The 21,286-nt window shown below is 67.5% G+C and carries 22 protein-coding genes and 4 pseudogenes; 12 read left to right on the plus strand and 14 right to left on the minus strand.

Annotated elements, in window-relative coordinates:
* Positions 1–57: 57 nt before the first annotated feature.
* Positions 58–465, minus strand: coding sequence for a hypothetical protein (locus ACFZCY_RS18315; protein ID WP_391174354.1), 408 nt, complete (start codon positions 463–465; stop codon positions 58–60).
* 615 nt (positions 466–1,080) lie between these two features.
* Here ACFZCY_RS18315 and ACFZCY_RS18320 point away from each other — a divergent pair.
* The 5 genes and pseudogenes from ACFZCY_RS18320 (at position 1,081) to ACFZCY_RS18340 (ending at position 3,706) form a co-directional block, all read left to right on the plus strand.
* A complete protein-coding gene (locus tag ACFZCY_RS18320; RefSeq protein ID WP_391174357.1) occupies positions 1,081–1,257 on the plus strand; it encodes a hypothetical protein in 177 nt (58 codons plus the stop codon).
* 228 nt (positions 1,258–1,485) lie between these two features.
* Complete coding sequence (locus ACFZCY_RS18325; RefSeq protein ID WP_391174360.1) at positions 1,486–1,632, plus strand: hypothetical protein; 147 nt, start codon at positions 1,486–1,488, stop codon at positions 1,630–1,632.
* Between the two features lie 63 nt (positions 1,633–1,695).
* Positions 1,696–2,256 (plus strand): DNA/RNA non-specific endonuclease, encoded by a 561-nt coding sequence (locus ACFZCY_RS18330; RefSeq protein WP_391174432.1) that lies wholly within the window; start codon positions 1,696–1,698, stop codon positions 2,254–2,256.
* Between the two features lie 168 nt (positions 2,257–2,424).
* Positions 2,425–2,541 (plus strand): annotated as a pseudogene (locus tag ACFZCY_RS18335) (IS5/IS1182 family transposase); the annotation flags it as partial.
* 265 nt (positions 2,542–2,806) lie between these two features.
* Positions 2,807–3,706: a zinc-binding dehydrogenase gene (locus tag ACFZCY_RS18340; RefSeq protein ID WP_391174363.1), complete on the plus strand. Its 900-nt coding sequence runs from the start codon at positions 2,807–2,809 to the stop codon at positions 3,704–3,706.
* Between the two features lie 154 nt (positions 3,707–3,860).
* On the opposite strand, the pseudogene ACFZCY_RS18345 reads toward ACFZCY_RS18340, so the two are convergent.
* The 4 genes and pseudogenes from ACFZCY_RS18345 to ACFZCY_RS18360 form a co-directional block, all read right to left on the minus strand.
* A pseudogene (locus ACFZCY_RS18345) lies at positions 3,861–4,028 on the minus strand (winged helix-turn-helix transcriptional regulator); the annotation flags it as partial.
* Positions 4,025–4,684 (minus strand): NAD(P)-binding domain-containing protein, encoded by a 660-nt coding sequence (locus ACFZCY_RS18350; RefSeq protein ID WP_391174435.1) that lies wholly within the window; start codon positions 4,682–4,684, stop codon positions 4,025–4,027. The gene ACFZCY_RS18350 and the pseudogene ACFZCY_RS18345, both read right to left, overlap by 4 nt.
* Positions 4,685–4,765: 81 nt before the next feature.
* Positions 4,766–5,701, minus strand: a complete 936-nt coding sequence (locus tag ACFZCY_RS18355; RefSeq protein WP_391174366.1) for an NAD-dependent epimerase/dehydratase family protein — start codon at positions 5,699–5,701, stop codon at positions 4,766–4,768.
* A gap of 52 nt (positions 5,702–5,753) precedes the next feature.
* Positions 5,754–6,374, minus strand: a complete 621-nt coding sequence (locus tag ACFZCY_RS18360; protein WP_391174368.1) for an NAD(P)-binding domain-containing protein — start codon at positions 6,372–6,374, stop codon at positions 5,754–5,756.
* A 286-nt stretch (positions 6,375–6,660) separates the two neighbouring features.
* Between ACFZCY_RS18360 and ACFZCY_RS18365 the strand changes: the two genes are divergently transcribed.
* On the plus strand, positions 6,661–7,572 hold the full coding sequence (locus ACFZCY_RS18365) for a LysR substrate-binding domain-containing protein (protein WP_391174371.1): 912 nt from the start codon (positions 6,661–6,663) through the stop codon (positions 7,570–7,572).
* A 1,118-nt stretch (positions 7,573–8,690) separates the two neighbouring features.
* Here ACFZCY_RS18365 and ACFZCY_RS18370 read toward each other — a convergent pair.
* Positions 8,691–9,281: a TetR family transcriptional regulator gene (locus ACFZCY_RS18370; RefSeq protein ID WP_391174374.1), complete on the minus strand. Its 591-nt coding sequence runs from the start codon at positions 9,279–9,281 to the stop codon at positions 8,691–8,693.
* A gap of 458 nt (positions 9,282–9,739) precedes the next feature.
* Between ACFZCY_RS18370 and ACFZCY_RS18375 the strand changes: the two genes are divergently transcribed.
* Positions 9,740–10,330, plus strand: coding sequence for a TetR family transcriptional regulator (locus tag ACFZCY_RS18375; protein ID WP_391174374.1), 591 nt, complete (start codon positions 9,740–9,742; stop codon positions 10,328–10,330).
* Between the two features lie 1,118 nt (positions 10,331–11,448).
* On the opposite strand, the gene ACFZCY_RS18380 is transcribed toward ACFZCY_RS18375, so the two are convergent.
* Complete coding sequence (locus tag ACFZCY_RS18380; RefSeq protein WP_391174371.1) at positions 11,449–12,360, minus strand: LysR substrate-binding domain-containing protein; 912 nt, start codon at positions 12,358–12,360, stop codon at positions 11,449–11,451.
* A 286-nt stretch (positions 12,361–12,646) separates the two neighbouring features.
* On the opposite strand from ACFZCY_RS18380, the gene ACFZCY_RS18385 reads away from it, so the two are divergent.
* The 4 genes and pseudogenes from ACFZCY_RS18385 to ACFZCY_RS18400 form a co-directional block, all read left to right on the plus strand.
* Positions 12,647–13,267: an NAD(P)-binding domain-containing protein gene (locus ACFZCY_RS18385; RefSeq protein ID WP_391174368.1), complete on the plus strand. Its 621-nt coding sequence runs from the start codon at positions 12,647–12,649 to the stop codon at positions 13,265–13,267.
* A gap of 52 nt (positions 13,268–13,319) precedes the next feature.
* Positions 13,320–14,255 (plus strand): NAD-dependent epimerase/dehydratase family protein, encoded by a 936-nt coding sequence (locus ACFZCY_RS18390; protein WP_391174366.1) that lies wholly within the window; start codon positions 13,320–13,322, stop codon positions 14,253–14,255.
* 81 nt (positions 14,256–14,336) lie between these two features.
* Positions 14,337–14,996 (plus strand): NAD(P)-binding domain-containing protein, encoded by a 660-nt coding sequence (locus ACFZCY_RS18395; RefSeq protein WP_391174435.1) that lies wholly within the window; start codon positions 14,337–14,339, stop codon positions 14,994–14,996.
* Positions 14,993–15,160, plus strand: a pseudogene (locus ACFZCY_RS18400) (winged helix-turn-helix transcriptional regulator); the annotation flags it as partial. The gene ACFZCY_RS18395 and the pseudogene ACFZCY_RS18400, both read left to right, overlap by 4 nt.
* Before the next feature lie 154 nt (positions 15,161–15,314).
* Here ACFZCY_RS18400 and ACFZCY_RS18405 read toward each other — a convergent pair.
* The 5 genes and pseudogenes from ACFZCY_RS18405 to ACFZCY_RS18425 form a co-directional block, all read right to left on the minus strand.
* The gene (locus ACFZCY_RS18405; RefSeq protein ID WP_391174363.1) at positions 15,315–16,214 is read right to left on the minus strand and encodes a zinc-binding dehydrogenase; all 900 of its coding nucleotides are present in this window, start codon (positions 16,212–16,214) and stop codon (positions 15,315–15,317) included.
* Between the two features lie 265 nt (positions 16,215–16,479).
* Positions 16,480–16,596 (minus strand): annotated as a pseudogene (locus ACFZCY_RS18410) (IS5/IS1182 family transposase); the annotation flags it as partial.
* A gap of 168 nt (positions 16,597–16,764) precedes the next feature.
* Complete coding sequence (locus tag ACFZCY_RS18415) at positions 16,765–17,343, minus strand: DNA/RNA non-specific endonuclease (protein ID WP_391174439.1); 579 nt, start codon at positions 17,341–17,343, stop codon at positions 16,765–16,767.
* Positions 17,344–17,388: 45 nt separating this feature from the next.
* Entirely contained in the window at positions 17,389–17,535 is a 147-nt protein-coding gene (locus tag ACFZCY_RS18420) for a hypothetical protein (RefSeq protein WP_391174360.1), read from the minus strand.
* A 228-nt stretch (positions 17,536–17,763) separates the two neighbouring features.
* Entirely contained in the window at positions 17,764–17,940 is a 177-nt protein-coding gene (locus ACFZCY_RS18425; protein WP_391174357.1) for a hypothetical protein, read from the minus strand.
* Positions 17,941–18,555: 615 nt separating this feature from the next.
* Between ACFZCY_RS18425 and ACFZCY_RS18430 the strand changes: the two genes are divergently transcribed.
* The gene (locus ACFZCY_RS18430) at positions 18,556–18,963 is read left to right on the plus strand and encodes a hypothetical protein (RefSeq protein WP_391174354.1); all 408 of its coding nucleotides are present in this window, start codon (positions 18,556–18,558) and stop codon (positions 18,961–18,963) included.
* 115 nt (positions 18,964–19,078) lie between these two features.
* Here ACFZCY_RS18430 and ACFZCY_RS18435 read toward each other — a convergent pair whose 3' ends face one another.
* Together ACFZCY_RS18435 and ACFZCY_RS18440 are read right to left on the minus strand one after the other, a co-directional pair.
* Complete coding sequence (locus ACFZCY_RS18435) at positions 19,079–20,161, minus strand: integrase core domain-containing protein (RefSeq protein WP_391174352.1); 1,083 nt, start codon at positions 20,159–20,161, stop codon at positions 19,079–19,081.
* Between the two features lie 82 nt (positions 20,162–20,243).
* On the minus strand, positions 20,244–20,918 hold the full coding sequence (locus ACFZCY_RS18440; protein WP_391174349.1) for a hypothetical protein: 675 nt from the start codon (positions 20,916–20,918) through the stop codon (positions 20,244–20,246).
* Positions 20,919–21,286 lie beyond the last annotated feature (368 nt).

Raw genomic sequence — 21,286 nt, forward strand, 5'->3', positions numbered from 1 at the left:
AGGTCTTGCAGCAGCGCAGAACGACGTGCCTCGCCGCGGAATGCCGCCCTGGCAGAGTCAGCAGCCGGGGCCGATCGGCGGAGACGAGGTCAGGGCGAGCGCAGCGACCCGCAGTTCTGTCGCCCACGTCCGCAGGTCAAGCCCCAACGTGTACTCGATGCAGCACCCGCATTGCGGGAGCAGCGATACGAACGATTGCTCCTTCTCGGATTCGACCTCCGTCTCCCACCAGTCATCCGTCGCCAAGTCGGCGGGAGCGATTTCACCATTGACCAGCCTCGCCGCCAGTCGGCGCAGAGCATGGCGTCGTGCAAGGCCCTGATCTGGCAACTCGATTCCGGCCTCGGAAAGTGCTTGCTCGAACGCGTGACGGATATCGCGGGCATCCGCGTTGCGAGGTAACCCGGCGAGCTCGCACAGTGTCGGGGTGTCCAGCCCTGCCGCCAGTGCCTGGGCAGCAACCATCGGCAGATCCTCCGGGCGGATCTCATCCGCCCGATAACGGCACGCCGCCTCACTCAGAGACCTGAGGCCACTGTGCGTCGGGGTTCCCGGTTCCGGTGTCGTTCCTGCTGCTCCCATGGCTCGTACGATGCCACCATCGTGCACAGGTCCGAGAGCCTGTTGTTCGAGGACAGCTGGAACGTCGACGAGCTGTGGACGCCGCGGCGCCGCGACCTCACGGCTGTCGGGGCAGCGGCCGACACGACAGGCGTAACGCGGTGTGATCGAGCCTGTGCATCGAGTTCGTACAGTGGGCCCATGTGGCGCCTTCCGCAAGCCGGTACCCTCGCCGTCCTCAAGCTTCCGGCTGCCCTGTTGCTGGTCACCCTTGTGCTGGTGGGCTTCGGCACGCTCCTGTCAGCGGGTGGTCTGACCGTGCTGACGGTGCACCCCACGCGAACGGTTACCCCGAATCCCACCGACACGGACACCACGTCCGGCCCGCCGACCTCACCGCCCACCACGCCGCCGACCTCGCCCGTCACATCCCCACCTACCTCATCGCCCACTTCACCGCAGTCCGCGCCCGCCACGCCCGGCCCCGCGTCGGGCCCACTGGCTCAGGACGCACAACAAGTGGTGGCCAATTCGGCGGCGCTGCTCACCGCCTGGATCGGGCTGATCAGCCAGGTACTAGGGCTGCTGACGGCGATGATCGGCCTGGCCACCGCGGGCCGTCGTCCGACCACCGCCGAGCCCGCCGACGGCGGTGGATCCGATCCACCTGAGGACAGGAGACCTCGTCATCGGTGACCGCCGTGATGTCACGCCACTGGGCCCGCGAGAGGGGAACTTGCTCCTGATCCATTCAGGTGAGGCGGCAGGCAGCCTCCGCGTGCGAGCCCGGGCGGTGCGGTACGTAGTGCGGCATGGCCACTCACCCCGATCCCCCGCCTGACGCCGAGACCGTGACCCGCGAATCCCTGGCGAACCGCAAGGGATACAACGACCGCTTCCTGGGAACGGCTGTACCGCTGCCGGGTGCCTGCCGACCCTGGCATCGACACGGTGATCCTCCCGTACACCAACTTCAGTGTCGTCTTCCGCCCGGACCGGCGGCTGGCCGCGGCAACAGCCGTCACGATCGACGGCGCGAACCTCATCGATGTCCCGCGCAATGACGACTGACGCTTCGCCCCCCGCCTCCCCGAAGCCCAGCAGACCGGCCACCCCATCTACCAGGACAACCCCCTGGACAAGGGCCACCTGGTCCGCAGACTCGACCCGGTATGGGGCCCGGAAGCCTCCACAGCGGACCAGGACACTTCCACTACACGAACGCAGCTCCGCAGACGGACATCTTCAACCAGGGCAAGCAACTGGCAGGGTCTGGAGAACTTTCTGCTCGAGCACGCCGTAAACTTCCACCGCAAGTTGACGGTCTTCACCGGGCCGGTGCTCGAGGACTCCGATCCGCCCTACCGGGGCATCAAGGTCCCTCTCCGGTTCTGGAAGGTCGCAGCTCTCATGCAAGACGGGGACCCGGCGGCCACCGCCTACGTTCTGGACCAGAGCCCCGACCTCACCAAAGACGCCGCTGCCCAAGCCATGGCCGAAGCCGCTCGAGCAGGCGACCCTCCCCCGCTCGGCGCTTTCCGTACTTTCCAGGTACCCGTCCTGGACATCGCCGACCTCACCGGCCTGGACCTCGGCCCGCTGCCGGCCGCCGACCGGCTCCCCACGGGAGTGCGCGCAGCACGGCCTTGGACACTCCTGGAGTCGTACAACGACATCACCATGCCCATCCCGTAGAACGGCACATGAGGGCGGCCGAGCTCAAACTCCCCGGACCCGGTTCCTGCGCCCCGGCGGCCGCGAGGAGGGTGCGCCTGCCCTGAGGCCTTCCTGAAGAGATCGCCAATTTCTGCCCCTGGAACGGAGACGGTTCTTAATGAGGTGGATGGGCGCTGATCGCCGTGTCTGAGGCGGGAGTTGAGCGTTCGGTTCGATGTGGGGACGTCGCCGTGGATCGTGTCGGATGAGCTGTGGGACCGCCTGGAACCGCTGCTGCCGCAGTGTGAGCGGCGCTTTCGCTATTCGAACACGATGACGTACGGCCCGACCCGACCCACGGTCCAGGTGCAGCTCTATTCCACGATTGGCCCAGTTGGTCACTCTTCAAATGGATCACATGTCCGGGTCACTAGCTTCATAGGCTCGACACCAATGCGGCTGAGACCACGAGCGACCTCTGGAGGGGACCCCGAGGTCGATACTGGTGCCTGCTTTGGGTTTCCGGCCCGTACCTCCCGGTCGGCCGGACTGAATGAGAGGACAAAGATCTGCTGTGAAGGCGTGCGGAGTGTCCGGGGCCGATAAGGAAGTCGCCCTGCTGGAGTTGCCCGAACCGTCATCTCCCGAGGCCGGTCAGATCCTGATGGCGGTTGAGGCGGCCGGGGTCGGCCCGTGGGACGAACTGCTAAACGGCGCTGGTTGGGACGTGGGGCTGCGCCCCCCGGCGGCGCTGGGAGTGGAGGGCGCGGGCAAGGTGCTGGCCATGGGCGCGGGTGTCACCGGGTTTGCCGTAGGCGACCGGGTGCTCGCACACGAGGCCCCACTGCCCGGGGGAAGCGGCTTTTGGGCCGAACGCGTTCTGATCAACGCGGATCACACGGCAGCCTGCCCACCCGGGCTGGACGCCGCGCACGCGGCGGCGCTGCCGGTCAACGGACTCACCGCGTTGCAGGCCCTGGAGAAGCTGGGCCTCAGCCGAGGACAGCGGCTCCTGATCACCAACGGAGGCGGGGCCACCGGAGCCCTGGCCATCCAGCTCGCCGCGGCCAAGGGCATCGAGGTGACCGCGACCGCGTCTCCTGCCGCCGCAGAGCGCCTGCTCGGTCTGGGAGCGATGGAGGTCGTCGACTACCACGACCCGAACTGGTCGGCCAAGGTACGCGGCGGGTTCGACGCCGCCCTCATCATCGCCACCGGCACGGCGGACGCCGCCCTGCCTTTGGTGCGGGACGGCGGCCGACTGTGCTCCCTGACCTCGGACGCGCCTCCGGAGGAACGAGGCATCACGAGTTGGGACCTCTACGTCGAGCCCAACGCCGCGCAGCTTGTCCAGCTGGCGGAGCAGGCCGCCGCGGGGACCTTGAAACTCGCACCGGAACCCCTGCCGCTGAGCGAGGGACCGGCTGCGTTCGCCCAGGTGGTTACCGGACGGGCCGGCGGTAAGAAGATCGTGCTCACCCGAGCATGACCCGACGGGGCACCGCCCGATCCCGATGCTGGGCCACGGTGCCCGCCAGGCGCGATCGAGAAGTCGTCAGACTGAGGGTGGGCGACCGAGGAGATGCTGACGCGGCATATCTCGCCGCCTGCCGCACGTCAGCCGGAACATCACCCGATGCAGAGCCCTCGAGCGACAGGCCGAGGTTGGTGAGCCGGTAGCGGACGGCGGGCGGCACGGTGGGTTCCACATGGCGGGCCGCCAGGCCGGCGCGAACCAGGCCCTGCGGAGTAACGGAGAGCATCTTCCGGGAGATGCCCGGCATACGACGGCGCAACTCCGCGGCGGTTACCGCGTTGCGGTGGCCAGTGCCGCGCGGATGGCGTCCTCGCCGACCGGCTGGCCCTTCTCGTTCGAGAACGGCCCGTACGGTGTTCCCCACACCGGCGTGCCCGTCGCCTGCCGCCAGCTGTCGGCCAGGGTTCCCGCGTCTACCACGCTGTAGCCGATGGAGTCGATGAATTCGGTCACCGCCGCCTTCGCCGGCGCGGAGTCCCCGGCGATCGGCAGGTAGGAGCGGTCGGCCGCCCCTGCCGGGCGGGCGAGTGACAGCAGGTGCTTGAAGAAGGTGTTGTTGAACGCCTTTACGAGCATGGCGTCCGGGACGTACCGCAGAAGCAGCTCGCTTGAGGTGAGGGACTTGCTGTCGAGCTCGGGGATGTGCCCGTCACGCTCGGGGCCGTAGTTGCAGGTGTCGATGACCGTCTTCCCGGCCAGTGGCGCGGCGGGCACGTGGGGGAAGGCGCTCACCGGCACCGTGACCACGACGATGTCACCGGCCGCCGCGGCCTCTTCGCTCGTCGCCGCGGACGCCTGCGGCCCCAGTTCCTCGGCCGTGTCCGCGAGCGTTTCGGGACCGCGCGAGTTGCTGAGCACCACCTGGTGCCCGGCCTCGATGGCGAGCCGCGCGATGGTACTGCCGATGTATCCGCTTCCGATGAATCCCACAGTCGTCATATTCTCGACGTCCCTTCAGAAGAGCCGAACCCTTGTCATTTGCCGGGCTCGTTTCGATTCGGGTCCCTGACGTCAGCCGGCGGAGAAGTAATGGCCGTTGTCCAGATCGGCGAGCAGGCTGGGTTGAGCGGGTTCCCAGCCGAGGGTCCGGCGGGTGATGAGGTTGGACGCCGGGTAGCTCTGCGTGACGATATTCGTGAGGAACCCGAAGTACCCCGGCGTCATCAGGGCATCGTTGGGAACGCTCACGGCGGGCAGGCCCAGGCGGCCGGCGATGGCCTCGGCGATGTCGCGGAACGGGATGCCCCCGTCCTCGACCGCGTGCCAGTATTTGCCGGCCGGCCCCTTCTCCAGCGCCAGGCGGAACAAGGTGGCGGCATCGCGGATGTGCACGGCGTTCCACAGGTTCGCGCCGTCTCCGGGGTAGCCGACGAAGCCCTTCTCCTTCGCGAGCGCGATCAGCGTGGGGAGGAAGCCGGCACGATCGGTCGTGCTGTGGGCGATGGTGGCAATCCGCACGACCGAAGACCGCACCCCCTGCTCGGCGAGATCGACAACGGCCCTTTCCACGACGTTGCGGACCCGCAAGGTGCCCTTGTGCTCCTCGCCAGCGGGGAGGGCCGGGTCCTCCTCGGTGGCCGGCCGCTCCAGGTTCCCGGGCGAGCCGATGCTTCCCGCCGTGACCAGCGGCTTTCCGGTTCCCGCGAGTGCCTCGCCGTACGCGAGCATGATCGGGAGCTCCGCAGCGGCCACGGCGTCCATCCCGCCGGAGGGCAGCAGGTCTTGCCGGTGCGCGACGTGGATGACGCCGTCGGAATCCGCAGCTGCCTCCTTGAGCCCGTCGAGATCCTGAAGGTCGCCGCGGCGCACCTTCGCGCCGAGCGCGGACAGGGCCGCCGCGGCCGTGTCCGATCGGGCCAGGCCGGTGACCTCGTGCCCGGCGGCGATGAGCTCGGGGATGATGTACGAACCGGAATGGCCGGTCCCGCCAGTGACGAAAACGCGCATGCTACTGGTCCTTGTGATTGATGTGGCGCGAGAAGTGGTGGTGCGGGCGCGCTCAGGCAGACGTGTTGACGCCGAGGGTGAAGTTGAAGCTTCCCGCGCCATAGCGGCCCAGGCCGATCATCACCAGGCCCGTTCCCTCCAGCCAGCGCGCCATTGTCAGGGGGCCGGTGTCCATCGGCCGCAGCCCGAGGCTTTCTATGAATGCCGACACAGTCGCCTTGGCCTCGGCGGCGTCGCCGGCGATGAGCACGTCCAGCGGGTTGCCCTGCGCCAGCATGTGACCGAAGACGGTGTTGAACGCCTTCACGACGTGCGCGCCGACGGGGGCGACCTTGGCGATCTCCTGCGCGCCGGAACTGCCTTCGGGGGTGACAAGGCCCTGGGAATCGGGGGAGACGGGATTGGTGATGTCGATGATGACCTTGCCGTGTAGTGCGTCCCCGTACTCGCTCACCACCGCCGCCGCGCTGGCGTACGGCACGGCGAGGACAACGATGTCCCCGGCCGGGGCGGCGCCGACCGTCCCGACAGTGGCGCCGCCGAGCGCGGCGGCCAATTCCTTGGCCTTGGCCGGGTCGCGGCCGATGATCTCGACGGCGTTGCCGCCGCCGAGCGCCCGGTCGGCCAGGGCACTGGCCATGTTCCCCAGGCCGATAATGCTGATGCTGCTCATTGGTGTGCCTGCTTTCTGGAGCTGGGATAGGACGCCACGCCCACCCCGTCGTCGTCAACGGTTGTGTCGTCGACGCTGTCGAAATGACGCGATGGACGGCACTCAATTTCTGATGTGCTCATTCTGAGCCTGGGCCCTGCTATCAAGTTCCGATAGCGAATTCTTGTGCCGAATCCACTTCGCCCCCATCAGGTACCTATTCAGGTTGCCATTGGCCTGAGCGGGTGTCCAAGACCTCTTTTAGCCCCGGTGATACCTTGGAGGCATCGCCGGACCGAAAGGCTCCATGGATCTGGACCTGCGCAAAATGCGTTACTTCGTCGCCGTGGCCGACGAGTTGCACTTCGGCGGCGCCGCCGACGAGCTGCATATCGCGCAGCCGGTGCTCAGCCGACAGATCCGCGCGCTCGAGCAGGATCTCGGCGCCTCACTGTTCACCAGGGATCGCCACGGCGTAGCGCTGACCGACGCGGGCCGACAACTGCTGGCCGACGCCGGTCCGCTGCTCGCCTCCGCGCACGCGGTCCGCCGCCGGGTGTCCGCGGCCGCCCGCGGCAGCCGGCGGCTGATGGTCGGTTTCCGGGCCGGCATCCCGGTCATCCCGGCGGCGCGGGCGTTCGAGGCCCGGCACCCGGACGTGGTCGTGGACGTGCAGCGGATCGAAGGGGACGACCAGGCCCCGATGCTGCTCGACGGCCGCATCGACGTCGGCTTTGTGCGGCTGCCCATTGACGAGGCCGGCCTGCGCGTCACCCCGCTGTACACCGAGCCGCGGGTGGTGGTGCTGCCCGCCGGCCACCGGTTGGCCGGCAAGGAGGAGGTCACCGAGGCCGAGCTGGCCGGCGAACCGCTCATCTGGCATGCCGACCCGAGTACGCAGCCCACCAGGCGCCCGCACCCTAACGCCGGGTACCTGGTGCGCGGGGCGGACGAGACGCTCGAGCATGTCGCGGCCGGCCGGGGCATCTCGTTCCTGGCCCGTTCGGCGACCGTGTTCTACTCACATCCAGATGTCAGCTATGTACCCATCCCGGACCTGGCGCCTGACCAGGTGTGCCTCGCGGTGGCGGCATCGCGCACCTCGCCGGTGGTCGATGACTTCTTCACCGCGGCTCAGGCGACGGCCGAGATCACGGCAGAATGTGGGAACTATGAAATGTGGCAGCTTGGAGGCGATGCAATTTCAAAGCAAGGTTGAGCACTCCGACTGACAACAGCAGCGCCAACAGGGGCACGCGGTCACAGCAATGGCGAAGGCATTCAGCTCGGGAGCGGAGGCGAAGTTGGCGCACAGTGAGAATCGACATCGTCGCACGGATGCGCCTGTCGTCCCGCAAGGAATCCCCCACCCCTTCGCCCCAACTCATCGTGTCACCGGCAGCATTGATGTGTCCCGGCGGGGAGGATGCCAGCTCCCACTGACAACCTGTTCTGAGCCCCCGGACGCGGGTGCTCAGTATGCTGGAATCAGAGCGGGTCCTGGACCAAGTCCACCGCGGTGAACTTGAGAATGATCAAGCTGTCGGGCTCCTCGGCGGGCTCCGGATGGCGGTGGTGGTGACGACCGCTGCGGCGTGCGGCGAAGACCGTACCGTCCAGCCCTGGTCAGAACCCGTGGGCAAGCCTGTGGGGCTTGCCGACACCTCTTCTCCGCGATAGCCGGGCCTGGCGGGTGCCTGTCGCCATTTCCAGCGCACCAGACGACGGTGCCACGTCACCAGTGTCCCCGGGGTGACCAGCCGACGGCGGCGCAAGGCGGATGGCAGGTGCTTGGCGAGAGCGGTGAACACGGCACGATCAGCCCACGAGAACCGCGGCCGCTCAACCTGCCGGCGCAGCACAGCAAGCTCATGACGAAGCACGAGGATCTCGGCGTTGTTCGCGACGGTCGATCGGCCAGCACGAGGAGGCAGCCCAGTAGTCGGCAGAAGACCAGGTAGAGCAGTCGCAGACCCACGATCATTGATCATGCCCACATTCAGACGATCGCAAAGCCCCAGGTCAACCACCGTACGGTAATAAAGACACCCTTCAGGCGGTGCCAGGGCAGAAGCGTGCCCGGGCCAAGAATTCAAATACCGCTGGTTGATCACTCTGCAATGGACAGAGACACCGTCCTAGGCAGCGGGAGGCAACCGAGCTCGTCGATGATCAAGAGGCTGGGTACGTCGAAGAACGGCATGCGGGTCTTCCAGCAGCTTTGGCGGCGCAGGAGATGATTGTCGGTGGCATCGGCCGAGTGCCAGCTGGAGAGAACCTGTCGGCGTCGGGCTGTTCCCCCGAGAGCCACAGCCCAGGGGCTGGGGATGTGGCGCATCAGACGTGCTGCCCGGCGTCGATCAGGGCGAGGGCGTTGCTAATCCCCTGATCGAGGAGCTGATTGGCGAGTTGGCTGTCGGTCAAGGCACGCGAAAGTTGCAGTGTCCCGGCCATCAGGGCGAGGAGGCTGAGCGCCTTCACACGTGCGGAGGACGGGGCCTCGGGCGCCATGCGGTCGGCAATGCCGTCGATGAGGACCAGCACGCCGTCGGTGTACGCCTGCCTGGTTGTGTCGGTACAGCGCCCGATCTCGTCGAGCAGAGCGGCGTTGGGGCAGCCGTCGCCGAGGCTGGCGCGGTGCTGGGGCGACAGGTACCCGCGCACGATCTGCTCGAGTCCGGCACGGCCAGGCGCAGCCCGTGCGACGACGTTCTCGGCCTGCGCCTTCAACTGGTCGGCGATTGCCGTGGTGACGAGGTCATCTTTGGATTCGAAGTGAGCATAGAAGGCTCCATTGGTCAGCCCCGCGTCCTTCATGAGCGTCGAGACCCCGGAGCCGTCGATACCGTCTTGCTTGAACCGGCGGCCCGCCGTCTCGATGATCCGCCGCCTCGTCTTCCACTTGTGCTCTTTTCCGTACCGCACCACAGCACACACTCCTTCGCCGGCCGGAAGGACCAGTCGCCCTTCACCGACGTCGCCAGTCTATGGTATTGCGAACGTAATCCAAAGAGTCGGCAGCGGCGACGGTCGGCCGCCTCCTCGCCAGTTGCCCTCTGCGGCAAGAACGGCGAGCGAGCGTCGGGCTTTCATCAGTGAGGGCAGCCACGGACTCAGCGACTGAACTCGCCCTCGTCGGCGCGGCTCATGGTGACGGCCGTCACCATGAGCCGCGCCGACGAGGGCGAGTTCAGTCGCTGAGTCCGTGGCTGCCCTCACTGATGAAAGCCCGACGCTCGCTCGCCGTTCTTGCCGCAGAGGGCAACTGGCGAGGAGGCGGCCGACCGTCGCCGCTGCCGACTCTTTGGATTACGTTCGCAATACCATAGACTGGCGACGTCGGTGAAGGGCGACTGGTCCTTCCGGCCGGCGAAGGAGTGTGTGCTGTGGTGCGGTACGGAAAAGAGCACAAGTGGAAGACGAGGCGGCGGATCATCGAGACGGCGGGCCGCCGGTTCAAGCAAGACGGTATCGACGGCTCCGGGGTCTCGACGCTCATGAAGGACGCGGGGCTGACCAATGGAGCCTTCTATGCTCACTTCGAATCCAAAGATGACCTCGTCACCACGGCAATCGCCGACCAGTTGAAGGCGCAGGCCGAGAACGTCGTCGCACGGGCTGCGCCTGGCCGTGCCGGACTCGAGCAGATCGTGCGCGGGTACCTGTCGCCCCAGCACCGCGCCAGCCTCGGCGACGGCTGCCCCAACGCCGCTCTGCTCGACGAGATCGGGCGCTGTACCGACACAACCAGGCAGGCGTACACCGACGGCGTGCTGGTCCTCATCGACGGCATTGCCGACCGCATGGCGCCCGAGGCCCCGTCCTCCGCACGTGTGAAGGCGCTCAGCCTCCTCGCCCTGATGGCCGGGACACTGCAACTTTCGCGTGCCTTGACCGACAGCCAACTCGCCAATCAGCTCCTCGATCAGGGGATTAGCAACGCCCTCGCCCTGATCGACGCCGGGCAGCACGTCTGATGCGCCACATCCCCAGCCCCTGGGCTGTGGCTCTCGGGGGAACAGCCCGACGCCGACAGGTTCTCTCCAGCTGGCACTCGGCCGATGCCACCGACAATCATCTCCTGCGCCGCCAAAGCTGCTGGAAGACCCGCATGCCGTTCTTCGACGTACCCAGCCTCTTGATCATCGACGAGCTCGGTTGCCTCCCGCTGCCTAGGACGGTGTCTCTGTCCATTGCAGAGTGATCAACCAGCGGTATTTGAATTCTTGGCCCGGGCACGCTTCTGCCCTGGCACCGCCTGAAGGGTGTCTTTATTACCGTACGGTGGTTGACCTGGGGCTTTGCGATCGTCTGAATGTGGGCATGATCAATGATCGTGGGTCTGCGACTGCTCTACCTGGTCTTCTGCCGACTACTGGGCTGCCTCCTCGTGCTGGCCGATCGACCGTCGCGAACAACGCCGAGATCCTCGTGCTTCGTCATGAGCTTGCTGTGCTGCGCCGGCAGGTTGAGCGGCCGCGGTTCTCGTGGGCTGATCGTGCCGTGTTCACCGCTCTCGCCAAGCACCTGCCATCCGCCTTGCGCCGCCGTCGGCTGGTCACCCCGGGGACACTGGTGACGTGGCACCGTCGTCTGGTGCGCTGGAAATGGCGACAGGCACCCGCCAGGCCCGGCTATCGCGGAGAAGAGGTGTCGGCAAGCCCCACAGGCTTGCCCACGGGTTCTGACCAGGGCTGGACGGTACGGTCTTCGCCGCACGCCGCAGCGGTCGTCACCACCACCGCCATCCGGAGCCCGCCGAGGAGCCCGACAGCTTGATCATTCTCAAGTTCACCGCGGTGGACTTGGTCCAGGACCCGCTCTGATTCCAGCATACTGAGCACCCGCGTCCGGGGGCTCAGAACAGGTTGTCAGTGGGAGCTGGCATCCTCCCCGCCGGGACACATCAATGCTGCCGGTGACACGATGAGTTGGGGCGAAGGGGTGGGGGATTCCTTGCGGGACGACAGGCGCATCCGTGCGACGATGTCGATTCTCACTGTGCGCCAACTTCGCCTCCGCTCCCGAGCTGAATGCCTTCGCCATTGCTGTGACCGCGTGCCCCTGTTGGCGCTGCTGTTGTCAGTCGGAGTGCTCAACCTTGCTTTGAAATTGCATCGCCTCCAAGCTGCCACATTTCATAGTTCCCACATTCTGCCGTGATCTCGGCCGTCGCCTGAGCCGCGGTGAAGAAGTCATCGACCACCGGCGAGGTGCGCGATGCCGCCACCGCGAGGCACACCTGGTCAGGCGCCAGGTCCGGGATGGGTACATAGCTGACATCTGGATGTGAGTAGAACACGGTCGCCGAACGGGCCAGGAACGAGATGCCCCGGCCGGCCGCGACATGCTCGAGCGTCTCGTCCGCCCCGCGCACCAGGTACCCGGCGTTAGGGTGCGGGCGCCTGGTGGGCTGCGTACTCGGGTCGGCATGCCAGATGAGCGGTTCGCCGGCCAGCTCGGCCTCGGTGACCTCCTCCTTGCCGGCCAACCGGTGGCCGGCGGGCAGCACCACCACCCGCGGCTCGGTGTACAGCGGGGTGACGCGCAGGCCGGCCTCGTCAATGGGCAGCCGCACAAAGCCGACGTCGATGCGGCCGTCGAGCAGCATCGGGGCCTGGTCGTCCCCTTCGATCCGCTGCACGTCCACGACCACGTCCGGGTGCCGGGCCTCGAACGCCCGCGCCGCCGGGATGACCGGGATGCCGGCCCGGAAACCGACCATCAGCCGCCGGCTGCCGCGGGCGGCCGCGGACACCCGGCGGCGGACCGCGTGCGCGGAGGCGAGCAGCGGACCGGCGTCGGCCAGCAGTTGTCGGCCCGCGTCGGTCAGCGCTACGCCGTGGCGATCCCTGGTGAACAGTGAGGCGCCGAGATCCTGCTCGAGCGCGCGGATCTGTCGGCTGAGCACCGGCTGCGCGATATGCAGCTCGTCGGCGGCGCCGCCGAAGTGCAACTCGTCGGCCACGGCGACGAAGTAACGCATTTTGCGCAGGTCCAGATCCATGGAGCCTTTCGGTCCGGCGATGCCTCCAAGGTATCACCGGGGCTAAAAGAGGTCTTGGACACCCGCTCAGGCCAATGGCAACCTGAATAGGTACCTGATGGGGGCGAAGTGGATTCGGCACAAGAATTCGCTATCGGAACTTGATAGCAGGGCCCAGGCTCAGAATGAGCACATCAGAAATTGAGTGCCGTCCATCGCGTCATTTCGACAGCGTCGACGACACAACCGTTGACGACGACGGGGTGGGCGTGGCGTCCTATCCCAGCTCCAGAAAGCAGGCACACCAATGAGCAGCATCAGCATTATCGGCCTGGGGAACATGGCCAGTGCCCTGGCCGACCGGGCGCTCGGCGGCGGCAACGCCGTCGAGATCATCGGCCGCGACCCGGCCAAGGCCAAGGAATTGGCCGCCGCGCTCGGCGGCGCCACTGTCGGGACGGTCGGCGCCGCCCCGGCCGGGGACATCGTTGTCCTCGCCGTGCCGTACGCCAGCGCGGCGGCGGTGGTGAGCGAGTACGGGGACGCACTACACGGCAAGGTCATCATCGACATCACCAATCCCGTCTCCCCCGATTCCCAGGGCCTTGTCACCCCCGAAGGCAGTTCCGGCGCGCAGGAGATCGCCAAGGTCGCCCCCGTCGGCGCGCACGTCGTGAAGGCGTTCAACACCGTCTTCGGTCACATGCTGGCGCAGGGCAACCCGCTGGACGTGCTCATCGCCGGCGACGCCGCCGAGGCCAAGGCGACTGTGTCGGCATTCATAGAAAGCCTCGGGCTGCGGCCGATGGACACCGGCCCCCTGACAATGGCGCGCTGGCTGGAGGGAACGGGCCTGGTGATGATCGGCCTGGGCCGCTATGGCGCGGGAAGCTTCAACTTCACCCTCGGCGTCAACACGTCTGCCTGAGCGCGCCCGCACCACCACTTCTCGCGCCACATCAATCACAAGGACCAGTAGCATGCGCGTTTTCGTCACTGGCGGGACCGGCCATTCCGGTTCGTACATCATCCCCGAGCTCATCGCCGCCGGGCACGAGGTCACCGGCCTGGCCCGATCGGACACGGCCGCGGCGGCCCTGTCCGCGCTCGGCGCGAAGGTGCGCCGCGGCGACCTTCAGGATCTCGACGGGCTCAAGGAGGCAGCTGCGGATTCCGACGGCGTCATCCACGTCGCGCACCGGCAAGACCTGCTGCCCTCCGGCGGGATGGACGCCGTGGCCGCTGCGGAGCTCCCGATCATGCTCGCGTACGGCGAGGCACTCGCGGGAACCGGAAAGCCGCTGGTCACGGCGGGAAGCATCGGCTCGCCCGGGAACCTGGAGCGGCCGGCCACCGAGGAGGACCCGGCCCTCCCCGCTGGCGAGGAGCACAAGGGCACCTTGCGGGTCCGCAACGTCGTGGAAAGGGCCGTTGTCGATCTCGCCGAGCAGGGGGTGCGGTCTTCGGTCGTGCGGATTGCCACCATCGCCCACAGCACGACCGATCGTGCCGGCTTCCTCCCCACGCTGATCGCGCTCGCGAAGGAGAAGGGCTTCGTCGGCTACCCCGGAGACGGCGCGAACCTGTGGAACGCCGTGCACATCCGCGATGCCGCCACCTTGTTCCGCCTGGCGCTGGAGAAGGGGCCGGCCGGCAAATACTGGCACGCGGTCGAGGACGGGGGCATCCCGTTCCGCGACATCGCCGAGGCCATCGCCGGCCGCCTGGGCCTGCCCGCCGTGAGCGTTCCCAACGATGCCCTGATGACGCCGGGGTACTTCGGGTTCCTCACGAATATCGTCACGCAGAGCTACCCGGCGTCCAACCTCATCACCCGCCGGACCCTCGGCTGGGAACCCGCTCAACCCAGCCTGCTCGCCGATCTGGACAACGGCCATTACTTCTCCGCCGGCTGACGTCAGGGACCCGAATCGAAACGAGCCCGGCAAATGACAAGGGTTCGGCTCTTCTGAAGGGACGTCGAGAATATGACGACTGTGGGATTCATCGGAAGCGGATACATCGGCAGTACCATCGCGCGGCTCGCCATCGAGGCCGGGCACCAGGTGGTGCTCAGCAACTCGCGCGGTCCCGAAACGCTCGCGGACACGGCCGAGGAACTGGGGCCGCAGGCGTCCGCGGCGACGAGCGAAGAGGCCGCGGCGGCCGGTGACATCGTCGTGGTCACGGTGCCGGTGAGCGCCTTCCCCCACGTGCCCGCCGCGCCACTGGCCGGGAAGACGGTCATCGACACCTGCAACTACGGCCCCGAGCGTGACGGGCACATCCCCGAGCTCGACAGCAAGTCCCTCACCTCAAGCGAGCTGCTTCTGCGGTACGTCCCGGACGCCATGCTCGTAAAGGCGTTCAACAACACCTTCTTCAAGCACCTGCTGTCACTCGCCCGCCCGGCAGGGGCGGCCGACCGCTCCTACCTGCCGATCGCCGGGGACTCCGCGCCGGCGAAGGCGGCGGTGACCGAATTCATCGACTCCATCGGCTACAGCGTGGTAGACGCGGGAACCCTGGCCGACAGCTGGCGGCAGGCGACGGGCACGCCGGTGTGGGGAACACCGTACGGGCCGTTCTCGAACGAGAAGGGCCAGCCGGTCGGCGAGGACGCCATCCGCGCGGCACTGGCCACCGCAACGCGGTAACCGCCGCGGAGTTGCGCCGTCGTATGCCGGGCATCTCCCGGAAGATGCTCTCCGTTACTCCGCAGGGCCTGGTTCGCGCCGGCCTGGCGGCCCGCCATGTGGAACCCACCGTGCCGCCCGCCGTCCGCTACCGGCTCACCAACCTCGGCCTGTCGCTCGAGGGCTCTGCATCGGGTGATGTTCCGGCTGACGTGCGGCAGGCGGCGAGATATGCCGCGTCAGCATCTCCTCGGTCGCCCACCCTCAGTCTGACGACTTCTCGATCGCGCCTGGCGGGCACCGTGGCCCAGCATCGGGATCGGGCGGTGCCCCGTCGGGTCATGCTCGGGTGAGCACGATCTTCTTACCGCCGGCCCGTCCGGTAACCACCTGGGCGAACGCAGCCGGTCCCTCGCTCAGCGGCAGGGGTTCCGGTGCGAGTTTCAAGGTCCCCGCGGCGGCCTGCTCCGCCAGCTGGACAAGCTGCGCGGCGTTGGGCTCGACGTAGAGGTCCCAACTCGTGATGCCTCGTTCCTCCGGAGGCGCGTCCGAGGTCAGGGAGCACAGTCGGCCGCCGTCCCGCACCAAAGGCAGGGCGGCGTCCGCCGTGCCGGTGGCGATGATGAGGGCGGCGTCGAACCCGCCGCGTACCTTGGCCGACCAGTTCGGGTCGTGGTAGTCGACGACCTCCATCGCTCCCAGACCGAGCAGGCGCTCTGCGGCGGCAGGAGACGCGGTCGCGGTCACCTCGATGCCCTTGGCCGCGGCGAGCTGGATGGCCAGGGCTCCGGTGGCCCCGCCTCCGTTGGTGATCAGGAGCCGCTGTCCTCGGCTGAGGCCCAGCTTCTCCAGGGCCTGCAACGCGGTGAGTCCGTTGACCGGCAGCGCCGCCGCGTGCGCGGCGTCCAGCCCGGGTGGGCAGGCTGCCGTGTGATCCGCGTTGATCAGAACGCGTTCGGCCCAAAAGCCGCTTCCCCCGGGCAGTGGGGCCTCGTGTGCGAGCACCCGGTCGCCTACGGCAAACCCGGTGACACCCGCGCCCATGGCCAGCACCTTGCCCGCGCCCTCCACTCCCAGCGCCGCCGGGGGGCGCAGCCCCACGTCCCAACCAGCGCCGTTTAGCAGTTCGTCCCACGGGCCGACCCCGGCCGCCTCAACCGCCATCAGGATCTGACCGGCCTCGGGAGATGACGGTTCGGGCAACTCCAGCAGGGCGACTTCCTTATCGGCCCCGGACACTCCGCACGCCTTCACAGCAGATCTTTGTCCTCTCATTCAGTCCGGCCGACCGGGAGGTACGGGCCGGAAACCCAAAGCAGGCACCAGTATCGACCTCGGGGTCCCCTCCAGAGGTCGCTCGTGGTCTCAGCCGCATTGGTGTCGAGCCTATGAAGCTAGTGACCCGGACATGTGATCCATTTGAAGAGTGACCAACTGGGCCAATCGTGGAATAGAGCTGCACCTGGACCGTGGGTCGGGTCGGGCCGTACGTCATCGTGTTCGAATAGCGAAAGCGCCGCTCACACTGCGGCAGCAGCGGTTCCAGGCGGTCCCACAGCTCATCCGACACGATCCACGGCGACGTCCCCACATCGAACCGAACGCTCAACTCCCGCCTCAGACACGGCGATCAGCGCCCATCCACCTCATTAAGAACCGTCTCCGTTCCAGGGGCAGAAATTGGCGATCTCTTCAGGAAGGCCTCAGGGCAGGCGCACCCTCCTCGCGGCCGCCGGGGCGCAGGAACCGGGTCCGGGGAGTTTGAGCTCGGCCGCCCTCATGTGCCGTTCTACGGGATGGGCATGGTGATGTCGTTGTACGACTCCAGGAGTGTCCAAGGCCGTGCTGCGCGCACTCCCGTGGGGAGCCGGTCGGCGGCCGGCAGCGGGCCGAGGTCCAGGCCGGTGAGGTCGGCGATGTCCAGGACGGGTACCTGGAAAGTACGGAAAGCGCCGAGCGGGGGAGGGTCGCCTGCTCGAGCGGCTTCGGCCATGGCTTGGGCAGCGGCGTCTTTGGTGAGGTCGGGGCTCTGGTCCAGAACGTAGGCGGTGGCCGCCGGGTCCCCGTCTTGCATGAGAGCTGCGACCTTCCAGAACCGGAGAGGGACCTTGATGCCCCGGTAGGGCGGATCGGAGTCCTCGAGCACCGGCCCGGTGAAGACCGTCAACTTGCGGTGGAAGTTTACGGCGTGCTCGAGCAGAAAGTTCTCCAGACCCTGCCAGTTGCTTGCCCTGGTTGAAGATGTCCGTCTGCGGAGCTGCGTTCGTGTAGTGGAAGTGTCCTGGTCCGCTGTGGAGGCTTCCGGGCCCCATACCGGGTCGAGTCTGCGGACCAGGTGGCCCTTGTCCAGGGGGTTGTCCTGGTAGATGGGGTGGCCGGTCTGCTGGGCTTCGGGGAGGCGGGGGGCGAAGCGTCAGTCGTCATTGCGCGGGACATCGATGAGGTTCGCGCCGTCGATCGTGACGGCTGTTGCCGCGGCCAGCCGCCGGTCCGGGCGGAAGACGACACTGAAGTTGGTGTACGGGAGGATCACCGTGTCGATGCCAGGGTCGGCAGGCACCCGGCAGCGGTACAGCCGTTCCCAGGAAGCGGTCGTTGTATCCCTTGCGGTTCGCCAGGGATTCGCGGGTCACGGTCTCGGCGTCAGGCGGGGGATCGGGGTGAGTGGCCATGCCGCACTACGTACCGCACCGCCCGGGCTCGCACGCGGAGGCTGCCTGCCGCCTCACCTGAATGGATCAGGAGCAAGTTCCCCTCTCGCGGGCCCAGTGGCGTGACATCACGGCGGTCACCGATGACGAGGTCTCCTGTCCTCAGGTGGATCGGATCCACCGCCGTCGGCGGGCTCGGCGGTGGTCGGACGACGGCCCGCGGTGGCCAGGCCGATCATCGCCGTCAGCAGCCCTAGTACCTGGCTGATCAGCCCGATCCAGGCGGTGAGCAGCGCCGCCGAATTGGCCACCACTTGTTGTGCGTCCTGAGCCAGTGGGCCCGACGCGGGGCCGGGCGTGGCGGGCGCGGACTGCGGTGAAGTGGGCGATGAGGTAGGTGGGGATGTGACGGGCGAGGTCGGCGGCGTGGTGGGCGGTGAGGTCGGCGGGCCGGACGTGGTGTCCGTGTCGGTGGGATTCGGGGTAACCGTTCGCGTGGGGTGCACCGTCAGCACGGTCAGACCACCCGCTGACAGGAGCGTGCCGAAGCCCACCAGCACAAGGGTGACCAGCAACAGGGCAGCCGGAAGCTTGAGGACGGCGAGGGTACCGGCTTGCGGAAGGCGCCACATGGGCCCACTGTACGAACTCGATGCACAGGCTCGATCACACCGCGTTACGCCTGTCGTGTCGGCCGCTGCCCCGACAGCCGTGAGGTCGCGGCGCCGCGGCGTCCACAGCTCGTCGACGTTCCAGCTGTCCTCGAACAACAGGCTCTCGGACCTGTGCACGATGGTGGCATCGTACGAGCCATGGGAGCAGCAGGAACGACACCGGAACCGGGAACCCCGACGCACAGTGGCCTCAGGTCTCTGAGTGAGGCGGCGTGCCGTTATCGGGCGGATGAGATCCGCCCGGAGGATCTGCCGATGGTTGCTGCCCAGGCACTGGCGGCAGGGCTGGACACCCCGACACTGTGCGAGCTCGCCGGGTTACCTCGCAACGCGGATGCCCGCGATATCCGTCACGCGTTCGAGCAAGCACTTTCCGAGGCCGGAATCGAGTTGCCAGATCAGGGCCTTGCACGACGCCATGCTCTGCGCCGACTGGCGGCGAGGCTGGTCAATGGTGAAATCGCTCCCGCCGACTTGGCGACGGATGACTGGTGGGAGACGGAGGTCGAATCCGAGAAGGAGCAATCGTTCGTATCGCTGCTCCCGCAATGCGGGTGCTGCATCGAGTACACGTTGGGGCTTGACCTGCGGACGTGGGCGACAGAACTGCGGGTCGCTGCGCTCGCCCTGACCTCGTCTCCGCCGATCGGCCCCGGCTGCTGACTCTGCCAGGGCGGCATTCCGCGGCGAGGCACGTCGTTCTGCGCTGCTGCAAGACCTGGCGGACCAGCGGTGCGCTTGCCGAGTACCTCGTCCGTGCAGGTCATGCGGCATGTCTTTATGCGTGGAGGATGCCGCCGAGGCGGTCGTGGCGTCGTATGCCGAGGTGGCTGAGCTTGTCCGGGTCGTCGATTGGTGTGGGCAGTGGGTGTAGCGGTCGGGCGTTCGCGATGCCTTGGTGCGGTCGATGGGAGTTGTAGAACTCCTCGAACTCCCGTAGGGCGCGGAGGAGGTGGCGCTGGTTCCAGATCAAGGTCCGGTCCAGGAGTTCGTGTCTGCAGGTCTGCACCCACCTTTCCGCGATCGAGTTCATTCTCGGCATCTGGATGCCGGTGAGGACGACCTCGATCCCCGTGTCATTGAGGACAGCGTCGAACAGGGCGGGGAACTTCCCGTCCCTGTCTCTGATGATGAATCGTGCCCGGCAGCCGATGTCCTCGAGGCCCATGACCAGGTTCTTCGCCGTCTGTGTGACCCAGGATGTGGTCGGGTGTGCGGTGGCACCAAGGATCCGGATGCGGCGGCTGCTGCGTTCGATCACCGCGAGTACGTACATCCGCGCGCCGGACAGGGTGACCGCTTCAAAGACGTCACAGGCAAGGAGGGCGTCGGCTTGGGAACGCAGGAAGTCGGCCCACGTGCTGGAGCTCCGGTCGGGCGCCGGATCGACGCCGGCATCCTTCAGGATCTTCCAGACGGTCGAGGCGGCCACCTTCACCCTCAGCACGAGTAACTCGCCGTGCAGCCGTCTGTACCCCCACTGCGGATTTTCCCTCACCAGACGCAGCACCAGAATCCGGATGGACCGCGCTGTACGAGGTCGACCGGGTCGCTTGGGACGCGATAAGGCGGCATGACGGCGCCTGACGAGGTCGCGATGCCAGCGCAGCACCGTGTCAGGACGCACGGGCAACCGCACACGCCGCAGGGCGGGCAACAGCATCCGGTGCAGCAGCGCCGCCAGGAACGCCCGATCGCTCGGCGTGAACCGTACTCGATCACTGCCGAGTTGGCGCTCGAGCACTGTGATCTGATGGCGGAGGGCCAGGATCTCCGCAACTTTGTTCCGGTCGCTCATCGGCAGCAGACGCAGCAGCGCGAACGCGTTGGTCACTGCCGGGTAGGCCAGTCGCAGCAGCACGGTCGATCATCATGACGCGTGGACTGCCGGCTGCGCGAGAGCGCCGAGGCCGACCACCGATAGCCCGGGTGCAGGCGTCCGATCAGGGCGGATGACATTCTCGGCAAGCGCAGAGTTGCAACGTGGTGAGTGCCCCAGTGGACCGGGTTGGACAGCCGTCGAGCAGCCGCTGCATCGCTGCGGTGATGGCGTCGCGCTCGGCGTCGCGGTCAGTGGCCATCGTGAAGTTCTCCGGTGTGGTCGTGAGCGGTAACGATGCGTTCCAGGCGGTCGAGCTCGTGCTGTTCGCGGGCATGTCGGAAGGCGGGAGCCAGCGGGTCGTCGACCAGCGGCCGTAGCTGCTCGATCTGAACGAGGACGTGTTCGATGTCGCGATCGGTCCGCGCGATGTTGACGCAGTTCGGGCGGCAGTCGTCGAGGTCGGGGTGCGGCGGGTGCCGTCCTCCTCGCTGCGGAGGCGGCAGGCTGCCCGCTTCGGGTCCAGGACGCAGGTCATGCCCTTTCCGGGGAAGATCTGCAAGTCGGGGTTGCTGAGCATGGCGTTGGCATGCCGCTTGGTGCGCAGGACTCGGCCGGCGAAGCGAGTGGCGGCCTGGACGCGGTGCCGGTAGGTCTCGGCTGCCGGGCCGCTGACCTGCTCGCCTTCACGCAGGCGTTGGTGTGCGTCGGCGAGGGTGTCCAGCCGGGCCGGCCAGTCCTCGAAAGCGAGGTCGTCGGGGAAGCCCGAGGCGTAGTTTCCGGCGTAGCCGAGAGTCATCTGGATGCGAAGGTGTCCGTGGATGGCGGCGGCAACCAGGCCCCGTGGCCGGCGGACGATGAACCAGGCCAGGGTGCGGCGCAGGCGAGCGGAGTAGATGACCGGGTGGACCGGGTCGGCGGGATGTGATCGCTGCGGCCGTGCTCGGTGCAGTAGGTCTCGACCCAGGCCAGGAATTCGGCGATGTCGTGGTTGATTCGGGTCTCCGACCGGGAGCCGCCGAGGCGGCTGCGCAGGATGGTCGCGCCGTCGCGGCCGTCGGTGTCCGCGACGCTGCCGGCGACAAGATGCCCGAGGGCGAGATGGTCCCGTCCATCCGGCCACCTCCGCGCTTTGGAGGAGCGGCGTCTCAGCCGCCGACCGGCGGC

The organism is Streptomyces sp. NPDC007983, from assembly GCF_042958345.1.
Taxonomy (GTDB): Bacteria; Actinomycetota; Actinomycetes; order Streptomycetales; family Streptomycetaceae; genus Streptomyces.

Excerpts from the sequence above, each read along its gene's own strand:
- ACFZCY_RS18315 (WP_391174354.1), bottom strand. The coding sequence starts at position 465 with ATGGTTGCTGCCCAGGCACTGGCGGCAGGGCTGGACACCCCGACACTG.
- ACFZCY_RS18355 (WP_391174366.1), bottom strand. The coding sequence starts at position 5,701 with ATGCGCGTTTTCGTCACTGGCGGGACCGGCCATTCCGGTTCGTACATC.
- ACFZCY_RS18360 (WP_391174368.1), bottom strand. The coding sequence starts at position 6,374 with ATGAGCAGCATCAGCATTATCGGCCTGGGGAACATGGCCAGTGCCCTG.
- ACFZCY_RS18365 (WP_391174371.1), top strand. The coding sequence starts at position 6,661 with ATGGATCTGGACCTGCGCAAAATGCGTTACTTCGTCGCCGTGGCCGAC.
- ACFZCY_RS18380 (WP_391174371.1), bottom strand. The coding sequence starts at position 12,360 with ATGGATCTGGACCTGCGCAAAATGCGTTACTTCGTCGCCGTGGCCGAC.
- ACFZCY_RS18385 (WP_391174368.1), top strand. The coding sequence starts at position 12,647 with ATGAGCAGCATCAGCATTATCGGCCTGGGGAACATGGCCAGTGCCCTG.
- ACFZCY_RS18390 (WP_391174366.1), top strand. The coding sequence starts at position 13,320 with ATGCGCGTTTTCGTCACTGGCGGGACCGGCCATTCCGGTTCGTACATC.
- ACFZCY_RS18430 (WP_391174354.1), top strand. The coding sequence starts at position 18,556 with ATGGTTGCTGCCCAGGCACTGGCGGCAGGGCTGGACACCCCGACACTG.
- ACFZCY_RS18440 (WP_391174349.1), bottom strand. The coding sequence starts at position 20,918 with ATGACTCTCGGCTACGCCGGAAACTACGCCTCGGGCTTCCCCGACGAC.